This is a genomic window from Sphingopyxis macrogoltabida, assembly GCF_001307295.1.
Classification (GTDB): Bacteria; Pseudomonadota; Alphaproteobacteria; order Sphingomonadales; family Sphingomonadaceae; genus Sphingopyxis; species Sphingopyxis macrogoltabida_B.
The window spans coordinates 938858-957861 of sequence record NZ_CP012700.1; the positions used below are offsets into that span (position 1 = coordinate 938858).

The following is a 19004-nucleotide window of genomic DNA, read 5'->3' on the forward strand; positions in this document are numbered from 1 at the left end:
TCGTTCCATTTAGATCGGAGGGAACAATGTCGATCTGGATATTGGTCGCGGCGGCGGTTGCAAATCCGCCGGTAGATGCTGAAGCAATCGGCAATCCGGCGAGAGGCTGGGTGCGTGGAACGGATATTCCCGAGTCCGAATGGAAACAGCGCGCAAGTGTACGTTTCGACCTCACCATCGACGCGCAAGGCAGGCCGATGCGGTGCGAAATTCTGCATTCCAGCGGTTCGGAAACGCTCGACACGACGGTCTGCAAATTGCTGATGAAAAGAGCGCATTTCAAGCCCGCGCGAGACGCATCGGGACGGGCCCTACCATCGGTTATGCGGAACCAGATCAATTGGCGTCCCAACCGTTACGGGGAGAATTATCAGTATGAAGCCGCCGATATCGTCGTTTCGACCGGCCTGCCGCTGAACAAGAAGCCGGTTCTCGTCGAGATCGTGCAGGTGATCGAAGCATCCGGCAACGTCGAAATGTGCCATGCAACGAGCCGGCCTGCAAAAATCGAACAAAATCAGTTGGCTTGTAGCGCCGCAAATAGACCTGAGATTGCGATCCCGGTCAAGGATGCGTCGGGAGCGCCAGTCCGGGGAATTAGGTCCTATAATGTTGGTTTCACTGCCGGAGAGGAGGGGGGCGTAAAAATTCGTTGATTGGTGCGTGATCGGCATAGGATGATATGTCGAGGCGGGTGGCAAACCGACGGCCGCTCGTTATACGCCCTTCATGACACCCCGCGAACTCATCGACACCGCAAATGTCCCCGGCGGCGAACAGTTGCGTCTGTACCGGCGCGGCGGCGATTTCATCATCGCCATCGGCGGCAACGAGTTGATGAACAGCCGGATGAGCGGGTCCGAGGAAGCGCTCGCCGAGATGAGCTGTGACCGCCTGCGCAGCGATGCCGCTCCGCACCTGCTGATCGGCGGTTACGGCATGGGCTTCACCCTGCGTGCGGCGCTGGCCCGGCTGGGTCCGGACGCCCATGTGACCGTTGCCGAACTGGTACCGGAGATCATCGACTGGGCACGCGGGCCGATGGCGGCGCTGACCGCCGGCGGGCTCGACGACCCGCGCGTCGAACTGCTGCTCGCCGACGTCTCGGGCGTGATCGGGGGTGCGGTCGGGCAATATGACGCGATCCTGCTCGACGTCGACAATGGCCCCGACGGGCTGACGCGCGAAGGCAACGACCGCATCTATTCGATGGGCGGGCTCGCCCGCGCCAAAGCGGCGCTCAGTCCCGGCGGCATATTGGCGGTGTGGTCGGCGGCCCCCGATGCCCGGTTTACGCGCCGGCTGAAGGATTCGGGATTCACGGTCGAGGAAGTGACGGTCCGTGCGCGGGCGAGCGGCAAGGGGCCGCGCCACCTGATCTGGTTCGCGCGCGCCACCTGACCGGTTGCGCTGGAAACCATCGGCAACGGCGAGAGGGGTCGCAAAGCGCCCTCGGGCTGGCTATAGGCGGTGGATGACCAGCCTCTCCGCCAGTGAAAGCGCGACGCTCGAGCGCGCCGCCGATGCCCCGATGCTGGCGCAGGTCGAACAATGGGCCGCGGTGAACAGCGGCACCGGCAATCTCGCGGGCCTCAAGGCGGTCGCCGGCCTGCTCGCCGATGCCTTTGCCGCCTTGCCCGGCGAGGTGCGGCTCGTCGCGCCCGATCCGGTCGAAAATGTCGACGCCGCAGGCCATGTGAAGACGATCCAGCGCGGCGACCATCTGCATCTTCGCGTCCGCCCCGAAGCGCCGGTGCAACTGCTGCTCACCGGTCATATGGACACCGTGTTCGCTGCCGATCATCCGTTCCAGTCGCTGCGCTGGCTGGAAGACGGCGTGCTGAACGGCCCCGGTACCGCCGACATGAAGGCAGGAATTTCGGTCATCCTTGCCGCGCTCGGCGCGCTTGAAGGCTCGCCCTTCGCCGGACGCGTCGGCTATGACGTGATGATCAACAGCGACGAGGAAACCGGCAGCCATGCCTCGGCGGCGCTGATCGCCGAGCTGGCGAAGGGCAAGACCGCGGCGCTTACCTACGAACCCGCGTTGCCCGACGGCACGCTCGCCGGCGCGCGGCCGGGAAGCGGCAATTTCTCGATCCTCATTCACGGCCGTTCGGCGCACGCGGGGCGCAATCCCGAGGAGGGGCGCAACGCACTGATCGCCGCGGCCGATCTCGCGCTGCGATTGAACGCATTGAAATCGGCCGAACTCAAGGTCAATCCGGCGAAGATCGACGGCGGCGGCCCCAATAATGTCGTGCCCGATCAGGCGATCTTGCGCGTCAACATGCGGCCGTCGACGCCCGATGCGATGGCGGCGGCCGAGGCGGCGCTGCGCGATGCGGTCGCGGCGGTGTCGCGCGAGCACGACGTTCATTGCCACCTTTACGGCAATTTCAACCGCCCGCCCAAGCCGCTCGATCCGGCTGCGACGCGGTTGTTCGAACTGGTCCGCGACTGCGGCGCCGCGCTCGGCCTGCCGCCGATCGGCTGGAATGCGACCGGCGGCGTCTGCGACGGCAATAATATCGCGGCGTGCGGGATTCCGGTGGTGGATACGATGGGGCCGCGCGGCGGCGCGATCCATTCATCGGACGAATTTCTGATCGTCGACAGCCTTGCCGAACGCGCGCAACTGTCGGCGCTCACCATGATGAGAATAGCGGAACGGGGGACTGTGTGAACTATGTGATCCGGGCGGCCAAGCCGGGCGATTTGCAGAGCATTTACGAGATGGCGAAGCTGACCGGTGGCGGCTTTACCAACCTCCCCCCCGACAAGAAGGCGCTCCGCGCCAAGCTCGACCGCGCCGAGGCGGGGTTCAATTCCGACAAGGAATATCCCGCCGACGAACTGTATCTGATGGTGCTCGAGGATCTCGACAGCGGCGAGGTGCGCGGCACGTGCCAGATTTTCGGGCAGGTCGGCCAGCGCTGGCCGTTTTACAGCTATCGCATCGGGACCGACAGCAAGCATAGCGAACAGCTGGGTCGCACCTTTCATGCGCAGGTGCTGATGCTGAGCAACGACCTCAACGGCGCGAGCGAGGTCGGCGGACTGTTTCTTCACCCCGCGGCGCGCGCCGGCGGTCTCGGGCTGCTGCTCGCCCGCTCGCGCTACCTGTTTATCGCGCGGCATCGGGTGCGTTTCGGCGACCGTATCCTCGCCGAACTGCGCGGGGTGATCGACGAAGCGGGCGGCTCGCCTTTCTGGGACGGGGTTGCGGGTAAATTCTTCGGGATGAATTTCCAGGAGGCCGATCAGTTCAACGCCGTCCACGGCAACCAGTTCATCGCCGACCTGATGCCCAAGCATCCCGTCTATATCGCAATGCTGGGCGAAAATGCGCGCAGCGTCATCGGCGTGCCGCATCCGACCGGCCGTGCCGCGATGCGGATGCTGGAGAATGAGGGCTTCGCCTTCGAAAATTATGTCGACATCTTCGACGGCGGTCCGACGATGACCGCGCGCACCGATCAGGTCGCGAGCATCCGCAACGCAAGACATGTCGAGGTGACGGGGATTGCGGAAGGTGGCGAGGATGCGTTGATCGCGACCGGCCGCCTCGCCGGTTTCCGCTGCTGCTTCGGAAAGGTCGGCGCCGACGGGACGATCGATGCCGAGGCGGCGCGCATATTGGGCGTCGGCAAGGGCGACGCGATCAGCTGGATCGGACGCTGAGCCATGACGACCGAAATCAATTTCGACGGCATCATCGGCCCGACGCATAATTATGCCGGCCTGAGCCGCGGCAATATCGCGTCGGCCAGCAATGCCGGCGATGTGTCGCAGCCGCGCGCGGCGGCGCTGCAGGGCATCGACAAGATGCGCCACAACCTCGCGCTCGGGCTGCCGCAGGGCTTTTTCGTCCCGCTCGATCGCCCCGACGCGGCCTGGCTCGAAACGCTCGCGACCACGCTCGACGCCGCCGAGCCGCACCTGCGTGCACAGGCGTGGTCGGCATCGTCGATGTGGGCGGCGAACGCCGCGACCGTCTCGCCCGCCGCGGACAGCAGCGACGGCAAATGCCATCTGACCGTCGCCAATCTCGTCACCATGCCGCATCGCAGCCACGAATGGCAGGGCACGCTGGCGCAGCTTCGCGTCGCCTTCGCAAACCCCGCCTTCGCGGTTCACGCGCCCGTTCCCGCTCCCTTCGGTGATGAGGGCGCCGCGAACCACATGCGGCTTTGCGACGGGCACGCGTCGGCGGGGGTCGAGATTTTCGTCTATGGGTTAAGCGGCGGACGCTTTCCGGCGCGCCAGCATCTCGACGCCTCGAAAGCGATTGCGCGGCGGCACCGGCTCGATCCGGCGCGGACTTTGTTCATCCGCCAGTCGGACACGGCGATCCAGGGCGGCGCCTTCCACAACGACGTCGTCGCGGTCGCGAACGAACGCGTCCTCTTCACCCACGAAACCGCGTTCGAGGATCGCGAAGACGCGCATGCGCAGATCCGCGCCGCCTTTCCCGAGGTCGAAATCGTTGAGGTCCCGGCGAATGCCGTGAGCCTGCCCGACGCGATCAAATCCTATCTGTTCAATGCGCAGCTCGTGAGCCTGCCGGGTGGTGCAGGCATGGGGCTGGTGCTGCCGACCGAAGCGCGCGAAACGCCGTCAGTGTGGAATTGGCTGGAGGCGCATGTCGCGGGCAACGGGCCGATCCGCAAGCTGTTCCCGGTCGACGTCCGCCAGTCGATGGCGAACGGCGGCGGTCCCGCCTGCCTGCGACTGCGCGTCGTCGCCGATCCGGGGGCGGTCGATCCGCGCTTCATCGCCGACGAGACGAAGCTCGACCGGATCGCCGACGTCATCGCGGGCCATTGGCCCGAAGCGATTTCCGCCGCCGACCTTGGCTCACCGGGCCTCGCCGCCGACGTGCGCCGCGCGCGGGCCGCGTTGCTGGAGACGCTGGGGCTGAACGAACTGGCGTGACCGGTTTCGGGCGGTAGTTGCCGTCTCTTTCATCGTCATCCTGAACTTGTTTCAGGATCCATGGTCTGTCGTTTACTTCGGCGCTGCGCCAAATTCGAGTTCAGGCCATAGATGCTGAAACGAGTTCAGCATGACGAGATTTGAAGGGCAGATCCCAAGCCAGAACAGACACATATCCCCCTTCCAAACACTTGCGCCACATAGTAAAATAGGGTAGGGGGGTATGATATGGGTCACACATCCACAAATCCCGAACTGCTTGCCCGCGTCCACCGCATCGCCGGCCAGGTCGGTGCGGTCGAGAAGGCGATCGTCGCGGGCGAACCCTGCGCCACGGTCCTGCACCGCGTCGCCGCGGTGCGCGGGGCGGTGAATGGTCTGCTCGACGAGGTGATCGCCGAACATCTCGAGTCGCATGTTGCGGCACCGGGTCTCGCTGCTGCGGAGCGCAAGGCGGGGGCCGACGAATTGCTGGCGGTCATCCGCCGTTATTCCAAATAGGGGAGCGGGCGATGTCGACGACCGAATCTTCGGCGACGCAGCCGCTGCACGACTTCCTCGGCTCCGCACACGACGAAAATGCCCAGCGCACCCTGTGGGTAGTCGCGCTGACCGCGGTGATGATGGTCGGCGAGATTGCGGCCGGTTACTGGACCGGCTCGATGGCGCTGCTGGCCGACGGTTTCCATATGGCGACCCACGCCGGCGCGCTCGGGCTCGCGGCGCTCGCCTATCGCTATGCCAAACGGCACCGGCACGATCCGCGGTTCAGCTTCGGGACGGGCAAGGTCGGCGACCTTACCGCCTTTGCCTCGGCGGTGATTCTCGGCATCTTCTCGGTCGGGATCGCCTTTGAATCGATCCTGCGGCTGGTCGATCCGGTGCGCGTCGATTTTGCGAGCGCGACGCTGGTCGCGGTGCTCGGGCTTGCGGTCAACATCGTCAGCGCGCTGCTGCTGATGGCCGGACATCATCATGGTCATGACCACGATCACGCTCATGGTCATTCGCACGGCCACGACAACAATCTTCGCTCGGCTTATTTCCACGTTCTCGCCGACGCGCTGACGTCGGTGCTCGCGATCGCGGCGCTGCTCGCCGGACGCTATCTCGGGCTGGGGTGGATGGACCCGGCGATGGGGATCGTCGGCGCGCTGGTGATCGCGCGCTGGTCGTGGGGCCTGATGCGCGACACGGCCGCGATATTGCTCGACGAGACCGACGACCGGCTGGCGGCAGAGCTGCGCAGCCGGATCGCTGCGATCGACGGCCTGCGCGTAGCCGACCTGCACGTCTGGCGCGTCGGCCCCGAGGCGCGGGCCGCTATTCTTGAGGTCGAGGGCGCCCTGTCGGCGGCCGAGGTTCGTACCCGGCTCGGCGATCTCGGTCCGATCGCGCATCTGACGATCGCGGTGCGCTGACAGGCGGCGGGGCAGGACGATGGACCTTGGTATCGACGGAAAGATCGCGTTGGTCGCGGGCGCGGGGCGCGACCTTGGCCGGGCGGTCGCGCTTGGGCTCGCGCGCGAGGGCGCGCATTTGCTGCTCGGCGGGCGCAGCGCCGACAGCCTTGAGGAAACGGCGGCGATGGTCCGCGACGCAGGCTGCAAGGCGACCGTCCATGCCTTCGACGCGGCGGATGCGGACAGCGTTGCTGCGGCGGTCGGCGCGATGCTCGAACGGCACGGCCGGATCGACCTGTTCGCGAACACCGTCGGACCCTTTCCGGCGCGCGAACCCGACGTCGCGCCGCCCTATGGCAGCGACGCGTCGTGGATCGCAGCCTTCGAGGGGATTTTCCTGACCGCCGCGCGCCTCAACCGGGCGGTGATCCCGGCGATGAAGGCGGCGGGGCAGGGGGCGGTGGTCAATGTGCTGGCCAATTCGGTGCGCCATTACAGCGAAAGCACCGCGCAATATGGCGCGATGAAGGCGGCGCTCGCGCATCTCGTCAAGAATCTCGCGCGCGATGTCGCGGGCAGCGGCGTGCGCGTCAACGCGGTGTTGCCGGGATGGATCCGCACCGCGCGGCTCGACGCTGCGATCGCCGACGAGGCCGCGGCGGCGGGCGTGTCGCCGCGCGAGATCGAGCGGCGGATGATGGCCGGGCACGGCGCCGCCTTCTGGGGGCAGCGCATGGGCGAACCCGGCGAATATGCCGACGCGATCGTCTTCCTGCTCTCCGCCCGCGCGAGCTATATCAATGGCGCGCTCGTTCCGGTGGATGGAGGCAGCCAGATCGCGTAAGATGGTCCCCGAAACAGGGGGCAGGGGCGATGACGGCACCGTTTAATTTCGGCCAACTCAAATTTCTGAAGGCGCTCACCGAGGCGTTGTTTCACGACGCCGATATGGTGATTTCGGCCGATCAGGTCGTCGCCAACATCTGCGACCTGTTTGCCAAGGTCGGCGGGACGAAGCTCGATGAAATCCGCCTGTCGCTGACCGCGACCGAGCTCGTGCTCGGCGGCCCCTTCTTCACCGAAGACGATATCGCGGGACGCGCGGAGAAGATCAGGGACCGGTTTCAGAACAGCCAGATCGACCTGTTTCAGGACATGGCCCGGCTGCGCGGCATCGTTTATGCCTGCTATTACGGGCATTGGCATCCGGGGCTCGAACCCGGCGATCAGGACGCCAATGCGGCGAACCCGGTGCATCGCCAGATCGGCTTTACCCTGCCCAAATTCCGCCAGCGCGGCGCGGGCGAGATGCCGATCGAAGCCGTGCACGGGCGCGAGATCGATCCGGCGCATATCCTCGATGCCGATACGCTCGGCGACGAATATGACGTGATCGTGCTCGGGTCGGGCGCTGGCGGCGGGGTCGCGGCGTTCAACATCGCGGCCCAAGGTTACAAGGTGCTGGTCGTCGAGGCGGGCCCTTTCTACCCCAGCCACGCGATTACCCATCACGAACTCGACATGGTCGCCAGCCTTTACAAGCATGGCGCTCTGCAGACATCGACCAACCGCGATTTCGTGGTCTTTCAGGGGCGCTGCGTCGGCGGATCGTCGACGATCAACAACGGGATATGTCTGCGCGTCAACGAGCCGGGGCGCACCCACCCCGACGCGCTCGACGTGCTGGCGAAATGGGCCAGCATCGGGGCGCCGATCGACGCTGCGGCCTTCCACGCCAGCTATGACGCGGTGCAGACAAAGCTCGGCATCGCGAAGATCGAACCGCGCAGCGGGCGGCACAACGGCCCGCACCTGCTGAACGGCTGGGCGGCCTATGCCGCCGCTTCTTCGGACCCGCGCGAGCAGCGCGCGGTCGCCGACTGGTTCGCGAAGAATTTCGGGCCGCCCTTCACGCCGACCGCCTGCGCCTATTGCGGCTATTGCAATTCGGGCTGCGCCTATGGCCGCCGCATGGGGATCGCGCAGACCTATCTGCCCGAGGCGTGCCGCGATCACGGCGCGCGCATCCTGCCGGGGACAAAGGCCGAGCGGATCGTCTGGCAGACCGCGATCGACGGGCGGCGCGAGGCCGAGGCGGTGAAGCTGATCCTCCCCGACGGATCGCAACGCCTCGTCCGCGCCCGGGTCGGGGTGGTCGTCGCGTGCGGGACGATCGCTTCGTCGAAGCTGCTCGACCGCAGCGATATCGACGGCACCGGCTATCAGGTCTCGCTCAACGTCGCTTCGCCGGTCGTCGCATTGATGCCCGACGGCGTCGGCGGCGATGCGTGGGACGAGGACCAGATGGCGAGCTATGTCGATTGCGGCGACTTCCTGCTCGAAAGCCATTTTCAGCCGCCGATGTCGATGGCGTCGCTGATGCCCGGCTGGTTCGCCGATCATGCGGCGCGGATGCAGAATTTCGGCCGCGTCCATTCGGCGGGCATCTTGTTCCCCGCCGACCGGCGCGGCCGGGTGAAGGACGACAAGCTCGAATTCCGGCTCGATGCGACCGACGACCTGCCGGTGCTGCGCCGCGCGATGGCGACATTGACCAAGGTGCATTTCGCCGCCGGCGCGATCGAATGCTATCCGGCGGTCGCGAGCGGACGAAAGTTGACCGCGGATATGGATATCGACGCCTTTTTCGCGCGCGAGATTCGCGAACAGGACGATATCACCCTGTCGAGCAGCCATCCGCACGGCGGCAATGCGATCAACGAGAACCCGCAATATGGCGTCGTCGATCCCCGCTGCCGGGTCCACGGGACGACCAACGTCCTCGTTACCGACGCCAGCGTTTTCCCGAGCTGCATTCGCGTCAATGCGCAGTGGACGACGATGGCGATGGCGCACTATGCGACCGGACGGAGCGATCCCTTCGGATAAAATTCTCTGTCATTGCGAGCGGAGCGAAGCAATCTCCAGCCATCGGCCACGGTTCGACGGATGAGAGCTGGAGATTGCCGCGTCGCCTTCGGCTCCTCGCAATGACGTCGCTTTTGTTCGAAGGAGTAAGCGGGTAAGCGCGGCCGATTATGTCATACACCGTCGCCGCCCTTTACCGTTTCGCGCCGTTCGACGACCCCGCCGCGCTGCGCCAGCCGTTGCTAGACCTTTGCGCTGCCCATGGCGTCAAGGGCACGCTGCTGCTGGCGCGCGAAGGTATCAACGGCACGATCGCGGCCAGCGCGGAAGGAATAGCCGCGATGATCGCCCATATCCGGGCGTTGCCCGATTGCGCCGGCCTCGACGTCAAATATGCTTTCGCCGCCGCGATGCCCTTCCAGCGCATGAAGGTTCGGCTGAAGAAGGAAATCGTGACGATGAAGGTGCCGGGGCTCGACCCCGCACGCAATGCGGCGCCCTATGTCGATCCCGCCGACTGGAACGCGCTGGTCGACGATCCCGATACGGTGCTGATCGACACGCGCAATGCCTTCGAGGTCGGCTACGGCAGCTTTTCCGGCGCGGTCGATCCGCAGACCGGAAGCTTCGGCGATTTCCCCGACTGGTGGCGTGCCCATGCTGCCGAATTCGCGGGCAAGCGCATCGCGATGTTCTGCACCGGCGGCATCCGCTGCGAAAAATCGACGGCCTTCCTCCGCAGCGAGGGCGTCGAGGATGTCGTCCACCTCAAGGGCGGCATTCTCGCCTATCTCGAACAGGTGCCCGAGGCGGAGAGCCGCTGGCACGGAAGCTGTTTCGTCTTCGACGAACGGGTGAGCGTCGGACACGGGCTCGTCGAAGTCGGCGAGCAGGAGTAGGCATCCGTCGGCTTTGGGGTGGGGAGCGGACATGGCTTCTATCGCGGCGTCATCCCGGGCTTGACCCGGGACCCGCCTTTCTTCTTTCGACGCCGGATCAAAGAAAAGGCAGGCCCCGGGTCAAGCCCGGGGTGACGGCTGGGGTTTACGCGAATGTCCGCTTTCGGTCGTTTTCGGACGATCCTCCCTGTCGCGCAGCGATGGGGAGGTGGCAGCGCGAAGCGCTGACGGAGGGGCCTATGGCGCAACGTCGCGGCCCCTCCGCCACCGCTTCGCGGGAGCGCAGGGTCGTCCAGTCTCCCAGACTGGACTTGGATTGCCGGGGGCAATCCAACCCTGCACTCCCCCCGCCCCCACGGCGACGCCGCAGGGAAGATTTATGTCCGCAACCGGTCGAAATAGGACGCCGCCGCCCTTTCCTACATTTCACCCATATGGTTCATTCTATGGGTTTCACCCAACCGAAAGGACGAATCAATGGACGACTCCCCGCACGATCCCGCCTATATCCCCGCCCCCGGCAGCTATCACTGGACGCCGCGGCTCCAGCGCGAATTTCTCGAAGCTTTCGCCACCAACGGGTCGGTGAAGATTTCGGCGGCGAAGGTCTGCATGTCGCCCGGCGCCGTCTATCAGCTCAAACAGCGGCCCGAGGGGGCGGCGTTCCGGCTCGGCTGCGCCGCGGCGCTGCTGATCGCGCGCGGGCGGCTGGTCGACGAGCTGCTCGACCGCGCGATCTGGGGGCATGACGAGACGACCACCGTGATGCGCGAGGAGGACCGCAGCCTCTACAAGCGCCGCCGCATCGACAGCCGCCTCGGCCTCGCGATGCTCGCGCGGCTCGACAAGATGGTCGAAACGCGGGCGCGGGCGGGCGAGGAGATGCTCGCGCAGGTCATTGCCGGCGACTGGCCGGGATTCCTGTCGCTGTTCGACGCCGCGGAGGCCGCGCGCACCGCTGCCACCGCCGCATCGGCCGACGCGCCGCCCGACAGCGAAGCGGACACCGGTTCGGCCACCGGCATGGCGGCCGCGCTCGCGCTCTGGCTCGCCGGCCGCGACAACCGCGCGGGCCCCCTCGCCACCCTCTGGCGCGGCACGGGAATCGCGAATGAAGTTGCGCAGATTTCCGCGGATTGCGACGAAGAACCCGACGCCGAACCGACCCCGGAGGAAGAGGCGGCCGCGATGACCGTCTGGCCCGACGAGGACAGCGGCGAATGGCGCACCAATTTCCCGCCGCCCGACGATTTCATCGGCGACGAGGAAGGCCGGTTCGGCGACGAAGGCTATGAACGCGCGCTCGACGTCGACGAGGAAATCGCCCTCGACGCCGCCTTCGCCGAAGCCATCGCCCCGCTGCGCGCCGCCGGCGAAGCCGCCCGCCGCGCCTTTTTCGGCCTGCCGACCCCCGCCAACGATCCGGCGCCGGCCGCAAAGGCCGCAAAACATGCCAGCGGCTGAATCCTCCCTGTGGCTGCCCGAAGGGCAGTTTATCCTGAGCGGCTGGCCTGCCGGCCAGCCGAAGGGCGACCGGGAGGATCGTGCAAGGCAAGGCCGCGGGCGCTAATCTCAGCCTGCGGCGCGTGCTGTACCATATTCGGTCCAGCCGAACGGACGCGGCGTCTTGGGAACATAGGCGGCGCCACGCCGGTCGACCGAAAATCCTGCGCGTTCATAGGCGTCGGCGATCGGCCGGGTCAGGTGGCAATTGCCGCCGATTCGCTTCCATACCGGCTCGATTCGGCGCTGCCATTTCGCGACGCCCGGGTCGGGCGCCTCGCCATGTTCGAGGAACAGCGCGGTCCCGCCGGGCTTGAGCACGCGGCGGATCTCGGCGAGCACCGCGGCCTGGTCGGCGACCGAGCAGAGAGTGAAGGTGGTGACGACGGTGTCGAAGCGCGCGCTTTCGAACGGCATCGCTTCGCCGACGCCGCCCCGGATGTCGGCGGTCATGCCGCGCGCCTGCGCCGCCGCGCGGCTCATCGCCAGCAATTCGGGCGAGGGATCGAGCCCGGTGAAACTTGCGATTCGCTTCGGCGCGTAAAATTCAATGTTGATGCCGCCGCCGCAGCCGAGTTCGAGCACGTCGCCCTGTGCATGCGGCACGATCTTGCTGCGCAGCTTCATGATCTGCCCCTGCGAGCAGGCGCATTTGATCAGCCTCGGTACCCCGTGACGCTCCCACCAACTCGCCATTTTCCCGACTCCCCTTGGCGCGGAAGGTGACCCTTGCTAGCGCGGTTGGCAACACCCATCTGTGCTTGTCCGTACAGTGCGCTGCAAAGGAAAATCATGGCCGCCGTCCACCACACCAAGATGCTCATCCTCGGCTCGGGCCCTGCCGGCCTGTCCGCCGCCATCTATGCCGCGCGCGCCGGCATGATGCCGATCGTCGTGCAGGGGCTGCAGCCGGGCGGCCAGCTGACGATCACCACCGATGTCGAAAACTACCCGGGTTTCGCCGAGGTGATCCAGGGCCCGTGGCTGATGGAACAGATGACCGCGCAGGCGACGCATGTCGGCACCAGTATGATCTGGGACACGATCGTCGATGTCGACCTGTCGCAGCGGCCGTTCAAACTGACCGGCGACGGCGGCGACGTCTATATGGCCGAAACGCTGGTGATCGCGACCGGGGCGCAGGCGAAATGGCTGGGCGTCGAGGGCGAGCAGGAACTGGGCGGCAAGGGCGTGTCGGCCTGCGCCACCTGCGACGGCTTTTTCTATCGCGGCAAGAAGGTCGTGGTAATCGGCGGCGGCAACACTGCGGTCGAGGAAGCGCTCTACCTCACCAACCATAGCGACGACGTGACGCTGATCCACCGCCGCGACCACTTGCGCGCCGAGAAGATTTTGCAGGATCGGCTCTTCGCCAATCCAAAGATCAAGGTCCTGTGGAACAAGCGCGTCGACCGTTTCGTCGCGGGTGAGGGCGTTTCAGGCCTTGTCGGCGTCGACCTGATCGACACGGTGACCGGCGAAGCAAGCCACGAGCCGACCGACGGCGGCTTCGTCGCGATCGGCCACAGTCCATCGACCGAGCTGTTCAAGGGCAAGCTGCCGCTCGACGCCGATGGCTATCTGGAGGTCACGCCGGGGACTTCGCTGACTTCGATCCCCGGCGTGTTCGCCGCGGGCGACGTCACCGACAAGGTCTATCGGCAGGCGGTCACCGCGGCGGGCATGGGCTGCATGGCGGCGCTCGACGCCGAACGCTTCCTCGCCGAAGCCGAATATCACGCGCTGGTCGACGCCTAGTCCGCGAGGGCGGTCCGAATCGAGCCCGCGAGGGCGGCCTGAATCCGCTGGAACAGCCAGTCGGCATCATCGCCGGCGAAGCTGTGCGACGGGCTGGCGAGGCGTTCGATCGACAAGTTGTCGGTCCGGCAATTTTCGATAAACGCCTGCGCCGTCCGGTCGCCGGTCGCGAGCAGGATCGTCGCGGGGCAGGCCAGCCCGGCAAGCGCTGCATCGAGGCGCGCCGGCAGACCGTCCGGGGCGGCGGGTGCCGCCGGTTTCCCGAGTGCCGCAATTCCGCGGAAGAGCTTGGCGATATCGATTTCGCCCTTGAACAGCCGCAGCAGGCTCTTCGGGTCCTTCAACCGCGACAGATAGCGCGCGCGGATCGCCGAGGCGGGCGGCAATGCCGGCGCTTCCGCCTCGGCTTCGTCGCTCTCATAAGTCCAGGGGTTGGCGAGGAGCAGGGCGTCGAGCGCCAGGGGCTGATGAAGCAGCAGCGCACTCGCGGCATCGCAATTGCCGAATGCGACGATGCGGGTGAGCTGCGGCGCCGCGTCGCGAAACGCGGCAATCGCCGCCGCGATGTCGGGGCCGCTGTTCGTATAGCCGCCGTTCGCGCCTTCGCTGTCGCCGATGCCGCGGCGGTCGAAGCGGAACACCGGATAGCCGGCCGCCGCCACCCGCCCGGCGAGCATCGCCATGCCGCGGTGCGCGCCGCTGCGGATTTCGTTGCCGCCCGAGACGATCAGCAGGCCGGTCGTCCCCGGCGCTTCGTCGAGCGTCGCGGCGAGCATGGCGCCGTCGCAGGCAAAGGTCAGCCGATGCCGCATGACCGGCTCCATTCCGAGATATCGGCTGCAATGGCTTGCGCCATCGAGCCATCCTCGCCCGGCTCGGCGCGGAGCCAGAGCGGGGTGCCCGCGATGCCGTCGGCGCCGAGCCCGATGCTGCACAGCGGGCTTACGGGCTGGGCCTCGGCTGCACCGAGCTGCTCCGTCATCGCGGGCGACAGGCGGTTGCCGGCGAGCAGCAGCGGCGCGGCCTTCGCTTCGGCCTGCAGGCTTTCGAGCGAGGTGGCGAGCCCCGCTTCGCGGTCGGCCGATACGCGTGCGCGCATCAGCGTGCGGAGCAGCGAGGCGCCGCCGACGGGCGCGAGGCGCCACCATGCGGTCGCCTTCGCCCGATGATCGATCAGCGCGCCGCCGCGCACGGAAGCGACGATCACGGGACCGTCGATGCCCGCCGCCACCTCCGCAAGCGCATCCTGCCAGCGCGCGAGGTCGACATCGGCCAGCGGCACGAGGCTTTCATTCTGTCCGGGGAGGTCGGGAAGGAGCGCCGCGAAGCCGTCCGCGGCGAGCGCGCGCATCGCAAGCACCAGCGTGCGGCGGGTGCGGTTCGCTTCCTCGAACAGCGGCGGAACGATCAGGATCGTCGCGCGCGGGGTGCCGGCGGGATCAAAGCGGAGCTGCTGTTCGCCCATGCCGCTCCGCATCCGCCTCAGCCGGCGACCTTGCGTTCGGAGAAGGCGAGGAGATTGCCGTAGGTTTCAAAGATTTCACCGTCGATCTCGTCATCGTCGATGAGGATGCCGAGGCGGTCCTCCATCTCGGTGAGCACCGTCGCCACTGCCATCGAATCGAACTCGGGCAGCTCGCCGAAGAGGCCGCCGTCGGCGGTCAGCGCAGCGGCGCGCTCTTCGCCGAGGCCGAGAACATCGGCGAGCAGCGCGCGCAAGGTGGCATCGACATTGATGTGATCGGTCACGTATCTTTCCCCAGCATGGAGCGGCCAAAAGCCTTCAGTGCCGGTCCCCATGCCGCGATGCGCGATGGATTGAAAGCCTCGATCCGCCACAGCGGTTCGTGGCGGTTCATCCAGTCGCGCTTGTAGGCGTCGTTGCCGGTGCCGAAATCGATGCGCTTCACGCCGTCGACCTCGATCACATGACGGAAGAGCGCGGCCGAGAGCAAGGTGCCGGGCGAGGCCTTCAGGCTGTCCTCGACATGCGCGAGCTTGTGGATGAAGGCGGTGCCGTCCTCGACCGTCCAATATTGCGCCGCCACCGGCTCGCCCGCGATCCGTGCGAGCCCCATGCGAAAGGTGCCGCGCGCGCTCTCGGCCTCGGCAAAGGCGCGCAGCAGGGCGGGGTCGCCTTCCTCGGGTTTCCAGCTTGCGGCATAGATTTGCTCATAGGCGGCCCATGCGTCGGCATCGAAGACGTCGAACAGCGCGATATCGACGACGCCCTTCTTCGCCTTGCGCTTCACCGTATTCTTGAGCGCGCCGGGGCGGCTGTCCCACCAGCCATGATGATCCATATCGGAGAGGTCGAGCCAGTGGCGGTCGCCGGTCGGAAGCGCCTTCACCCACCAGCCGGCGGCACGCAGCGCATCGGCGATCGCGGCGCGGTCGGCATCGGGCACGGGATAGAGCGACACGCGAGCGGCCTGTTCGCGCAGCTTGCCGAACAGGTCGGCGAGCGCGGCCGTGCGATCCCCGGAACCGCGGAAAAGTGGCCGGATCGAGAAGCTGTACCAGTTGGTGAGGCCCGCGAAATGCCCTGGCCCTTCGCAGCGAAGTGGCAGCCAGGCGACGACGCCGTCGCTGGTGCCGCGAGCATCAACACGGCCGGCGCCCGCGAAGCCATGCGCTTCGAGCAGGTCGAACCATTCGCCGCGGTCGAAGGGCGAGGCAAAGCCCGTGGCGCGCGCATCCGCTGCCACTTTGCTATCATTAGCGGGATGTTCACCGTTCCCTTGCATGGTGCGGGCCTCTATCACCAGTCTCCTAACAGCCGATGACCAAAGCCGCAAAACCGCCCTCGCATCCGATCGATCATCTCGCCCGCTGCGGCGCGCCGGATGCGGCTGCGCTGCTGATCGGCGAGAAGGTAACGCGCTTTGCCGAACTCGACGCCGGTGTCGGGCGGCTCGCATCATGGCTGCTCGAACAGGCCGGCGGCCCGGGCGAGCGCGTTGCGAGCTGGAGCGCGAAGACGCGGCTCGCGTGCATGATGCCGCTCGCCGCGGCGCGCGCCGGGCTGATCCATGTGCCGGTGAATCCGCTGCTCAAAGGTCCGCAAGTCGCATATATTCTTGCCGATAGCGGCGCGAAGCTGCTCGTCACCAACAACGCCCGCGCCGATATGCTCGGCGACACGCGGCCGGACGAATGCGCGGTGCAGGATTTGAAGGTCGCCGAGGAAGTGATTGATTCGGATGGCGAGGGGCTGCCCCCGTCGCTGGCCGAACCCGACGATCTCGCGGCGATCCTTTATACGAGCGGTTCGACCGGACGGCCGAAGGGCGTGATGCTGAGCCACGCCAATCTGTGGCTCGGCGCCGAAAGCGTCGCCTCTTATCTGAAACTCGCTCCCGAAGATCGGGTGCTCGGCGTTCTGCCGCTGAGTTTCGATTACGGGCAGAACCAGTTGCTCTCGACCTGGTTTGCCGGCGGCGCAGTCGCCCCGCTCGATTATCTTACTCCGCGCGATGTGGTGAAGGCGGTCGCGCGGCACGGCGCGACGACGCTCGCCGGGGTGCCGCCGCTCTGGGTGCAGCTTGTCGAGAGCGAATGGCCCTCCGAAACCGCCAGATTGCTGCGGCGATTGACGAACAGTGGCGGCGCGCTGACGCCTTCGCTGATCGACGCGATGCGGGCGACTTTCCCCAGCGCCGATATCTATCCGATGTATGGGCTGACCGAGGCGTTCCGGTCGACCTATCTCGATCCGAAGTTCGTTGCCGACCATCCGACCTCGATGGGCCGCGCGATTCCGCATGCGGAAATATTGGTGTGCCGCCCCGACGGGACGATCACCGCCGATGAGGAGCCGGGCGAACTTGTCCATTGCGGGCCGCTGGTCGCCAAGGGCTATTGGCAGGACGCGGAGCGGACCGCGCAGCGCTTCAAGCCGGCGCCGAATGCGTCGCACTATGGCGGCCTGGCAGTCTGGTCGGGCGACACGGTGCGCCGCGATGCGAACCATCTGCTCTATTTCGTCGGCCGCGACGATGCGATGATCAAGACTGCGGGCAATCGCGTCAGCCCGACCGAGGTCGAGGATGTCGCGGTTGCGTCTGGGCTGATCTTCGAGGCGGTGGCCTTCGGTGTTCCTGACCAGCGGCTCGGCGCGGCGATCATATTGATCGTGCGCGGCAAGGGCGGTGCGGCGGATGAGGAGGGGCTGGCGGCATATCTGCGCCAGAACCTGCCCAATTTCATGCAGCCGCAGGTGATCGAATGGCGGGGCGAACTGCCGCGCAATCCCAACGGCAAGCTCGACCGGGTTGCGATTGCCGCCGACTGGAGTCAGGAGGTGACGGCATGAAGCCGCACGGTCCGATCCCGCCCGGTTTTGCCGCCGACGACGACGGCATGCTGATGATCGGCAGCGACCGCGCCGAGGCGCTGGTCGATGCCGCGGGCGACACGCCGCTGTTCGTCTATGACAGCGCACTGCTGACCGCGCGCGTCGCCGAATGGCGGGCGGCGATGCCCGACAATGTCCAATTGCATTTCGCGATGAAGGCGAACCCCTATGCGCCACTGCTGGCCTATATGGCGCAGCTGGTCGACGGGTTCGATGTCGCGTCGGGGGGCGAGCTCAAGGCGGCGCTCGCCAGCGGCATGGCGGCGGAGCACATTAGCTTCGCGGGTCCGGGCAAGCGCGACCGCGAACTCGAAGCGGCGATTGCGGCGGGCGCGACGCTCAACCTCGAATCGGCTGGCGAAGCCGAACGCGCGCTGTCGATCGGCGCGCGGCTCGGCGTGACGCCGAAGCTCGCGGTACGGGTCAATCCCGATTTCGATCTCAAGGGATCGGGGATGAAGATGGGCGGCGGCGCCAAGCCGTTCGGGGTCGATGCCGACGACGTGCCGATACTGGTGCGCCGCCTGATCGATACCGGGGCCGACTGGCAGGGCTTTCATATTTTCGCAGGATCGCAGGCACTTGATGCGGGGGCGATTGCGGAGACACAGGCGCAGACCGTCGCGCTGGCGGCGCGGCTGGCGAACGAGATCGGGGCGGTGCCGCCGCTCGTCAACCTCGGCGGCGGGATGGGGGTGCCTTATTTTCCGGGCGACAAGGCGGTCGATGCCGCCGCGGTCGGCGCGGCGCTTGCCGAGACGCTCGATGCGCGCGACCGGGCGCTCGAGGACAGCCGCTTCGCGATGGAACTTGGCCGCTGGCTTGTCGCCGAGGCGGGTGTTTACCTGACCCGCATCGTCGACCGGAAGGTCAGCCATGGCGAGACCTTCCTCGTCACCGACGGCGGGCTCCATCACCAGCTCGCCGCGAGCGGCAATTTCGGGACGGTGATCCGTCGCAACTATCCGATCGCGGTCGTGAACCGCTTCGGCGGCGAGGCGGTCGAGACGGTTTCGGTCGTCGGCTGCCTCTGCACGCCGCTCGACCGTCTCGGCGACCAGGTCGCATTGCCGCGCGCCGATGTCGGCGACCTGATCGCGGTATTTCAGGCCGGTGCTTATGGCGCTTCGGCGAGCCCGGCGACGTTTCTTGGGCAGGGGCCGGCGCGCGAGATGCTCGTCTGATCATTGCAGAGTTGTGTCAATACGGCACAGTTTGCGACGGGTGCGGTCCAAACTTATTCCAATACTAACGGTATGTTCACCCTTTTCGAGCATG

At 66.6% G+C, this 19004-nt stretch carries 19 protein-coding genes; 14 read left to right on the top strand and 5 right to left on the bottom strand.

Annotated elements, in window-relative coordinates:
- The first annotated feature begins 26 nt into the window (after nucleotides 1–26).
- The 11 genes from AN936_RS04330 (at nucleotide 27) to AN936_RS04380 (ending at nucleotide 11572) form a co-directional block, all read left to right on the top strand.
- Nucleotides 27–656 (top strand): TonB family protein, encoded by a 630-nt coding sequence (locus AN936_RS04330; RefSeq protein ID WP_054587060.1) that lies wholly within the window; start codon nucleotides 27–29, stop codon nucleotides 654–656.
- A gap of 73 nt (nucleotides 657–729) precedes the next feature.
- Nucleotides 730–1401, top strand: a complete 672-nt coding sequence (locus tag AN936_RS04335; protein WP_054587061.1) for a spermidine synthase — start codon at nucleotides 730–732, stop codon at nucleotides 1399–1401.
- Between the two features lie 73 nt (nucleotides 1402–1474).
- Nucleotides 1475–2686, top strand: a complete 1212-nt coding sequence (locus tag AN936_RS04340; RefSeq protein ID WP_054587062.1) for a hydrolase — start codon at nucleotides 1475–1477, stop codon at nucleotides 2684–2686.
- The gene (locus AN936_RS04345; protein WP_054587063.1) at nucleotides 2683–3684 is read left to right on the top strand and encodes an arginine N-succinyltransferase; all 1002 of its coding nucleotides are present in this window, start codon (nucleotides 2683–2685) and stop codon (nucleotides 3682–3684) included. The genes AN936_RS04340 and AN936_RS04345 overlap by 4 nt, the downstream gene beginning before the upstream one ends.
- A 3-nt stretch (nucleotides 3685–3687) precedes the next feature.
- The gene (locus AN936_RS04350; RefSeq protein WP_054587064.1) at nucleotides 3688–4938 is read left to right on the top strand and encodes an N-succinylarginine dihydrolase; all 1251 of its coding nucleotides are present in this window, start codon (nucleotides 3688–3690) and stop codon (nucleotides 4936–4938) included.
- 228 nt (nucleotides 4939–5166) lie between these two features.
- Complete coding sequence (locus tag AN936_RS04355) at nucleotides 5167–5439, top strand: metal/formaldehyde-sensitive transcriptional repressor (protein ID WP_054587065.1); 273 nt, start codon at nucleotides 5167–5169, stop codon at nucleotides 5437–5439.
- Between the two features lie 11 nt (nucleotides 5440–5450).
- The gene (dmeF, locus tag AN936_RS04360; RefSeq protein WP_054587066.1) at nucleotides 5451–6359 is read left to right on the top strand and encodes a CDF family Co(II)/Ni(II) efflux transporter DmeF; all 909 of its coding nucleotides are present in this window, start codon (nucleotides 5451–5453) and stop codon (nucleotides 6357–6359) included.
- A 19-nt stretch (nucleotides 6360–6378) separates the two neighbouring features.
- Complete coding sequence (locus tag AN936_RS04365; RefSeq protein WP_054587067.1) at nucleotides 6379–7185, top strand: SDR family NAD(P)-dependent oxidoreductase; 807 nt, start codon at nucleotides 6379–6381, stop codon at nucleotides 7183–7185.
- Between the two features lie 29 nt (nucleotides 7186–7214).
- Nucleotides 7215–9230, top strand: coding sequence for a GMC family oxidoreductase N-terminal domain-containing protein (locus AN936_RS04370; RefSeq protein WP_054587068.1), 2016 nt, complete (start codon nucleotides 7215–7217; stop codon nucleotides 9228–9230).
- A gap of 149 nt (nucleotides 9231–9379) precedes the next feature.
- Entirely contained in the window at nucleotides 9380–10108 is a 729-nt protein-coding gene (locus tag AN936_RS04375) for a rhodanese-related sulfurtransferase (protein WP_084758170.1), read from the top strand.
- A 477-nt stretch (nucleotides 10109–10585) separates the two neighbouring features.
- Nucleotides 10586–11572: a hypothetical protein gene (locus tag AN936_RS04380; RefSeq protein WP_054587069.1), complete on the top strand. Its 987-nt coding sequence runs from the start codon at nucleotides 10586–10588 to the stop codon at nucleotides 11570–11572.
- 108 nt (nucleotides 11573–11680) lie between these two features.
- Here the strand turns inward: AN936_RS04380 and AN936_RS04385 are convergent, their stop codons facing one another.
- The gene (locus AN936_RS04385; RefSeq protein ID WP_054587070.1) at nucleotides 11681–12307 is read right to left on the bottom strand and encodes a class I SAM-dependent methyltransferase; all 627 of its coding nucleotides are present in this window, start codon (nucleotides 12305–12307) and stop codon (nucleotides 11681–11683) included.
- Nucleotides 12308–12403: 96 nt separating this feature from the next.
- On the opposite strand from AN936_RS04385, the gene trxB reads away from it, so the two are divergent.
- Nucleotides 12404–13369 (top strand): thioredoxin-disulfide reductase, encoded by a 966-nt coding sequence (trxB, locus tag AN936_RS04390; protein ID WP_054587071.1) that lies wholly within the window; start codon nucleotides 12404–12406, stop codon nucleotides 13367–13369.
- Here the strand turns inward: trxB and AN936_RS04395 are convergent.
- From AN936_RS04395 to AN936_RS04410, 4 genes are read right to left on the bottom strand one after another with little or no spacing between them, the layout of a single operon-like run.
- Nucleotides 13366–14181, bottom strand: a complete 816-nt coding sequence (locus AN936_RS04395; RefSeq protein ID WP_054590103.1) for a hydrolase 1, exosortase A system-associated — start codon at nucleotides 14179–14181, stop codon at nucleotides 13366–13368. The two genes, trxB and AN936_RS04395, sit on opposite strands and share 4 nt — an antisense overlap.
- The gene (locus tag AN936_RS04400; protein ID WP_054587072.1) at nucleotides 14166–14834 is read right to left on the bottom strand and encodes a hypothetical protein; all 669 of its coding nucleotides are present in this window, start codon (nucleotides 14832–14834) and stop codon (nucleotides 14166–14168) included. The genes AN936_RS04395 and AN936_RS04400 overlap by 16 nt, the downstream gene beginning before the upstream one ends.
- Before the next feature lie 17 nt (nucleotides 14835–14851).
- Nucleotides 14852–15118 (bottom strand): acyl carrier protein, encoded by a 267-nt coding sequence (locus tag AN936_RS04405; protein ID WP_054587073.1) that lies wholly within the window; start codon nucleotides 15116–15118, stop codon nucleotides 14852–14854.
- Nucleotides 15115–16077 (bottom strand): GNAT family N-acetyltransferase, encoded by a 963-nt coding sequence (locus tag AN936_RS04410; RefSeq protein WP_234715743.1) that lies wholly within the window; start codon nucleotides 16075–16077, stop codon nucleotides 15115–15117. The genes AN936_RS04405 and AN936_RS04410 overlap by 4 nt, the downstream gene beginning before the upstream one ends.
- A 74-nt stretch (nucleotides 16078–16151) precedes the next feature.
- On the opposite strand from AN936_RS04410, the gene AN936_RS04415 reads away from it, so the two are divergent.
- The gene (locus AN936_RS04415) at nucleotides 16152–17684 is read left to right on the top strand and encodes an acyl-CoA ligase (AMP-forming), exosortase A system-associated (RefSeq protein WP_054587075.1); all 1533 of its coding nucleotides are present in this window, start codon (nucleotides 16152–16154) and stop codon (nucleotides 17682–17684) included.
- Nucleotides 17681–18910, top strand: a complete 1230-nt coding sequence (locus tag AN936_RS04420; RefSeq protein ID WP_054587076.1) for a pyridoxal-dependent decarboxylase, exosortase A system-associated — start codon at nucleotides 17681–17683, stop codon at nucleotides 18908–18910. The genes AN936_RS04415 and AN936_RS04420 overlap by 4 nt, the downstream gene beginning before the upstream one ends.
- The last annotated feature ends 94 nt before the right edge of the window (nucleotides 18911–19004 follow it).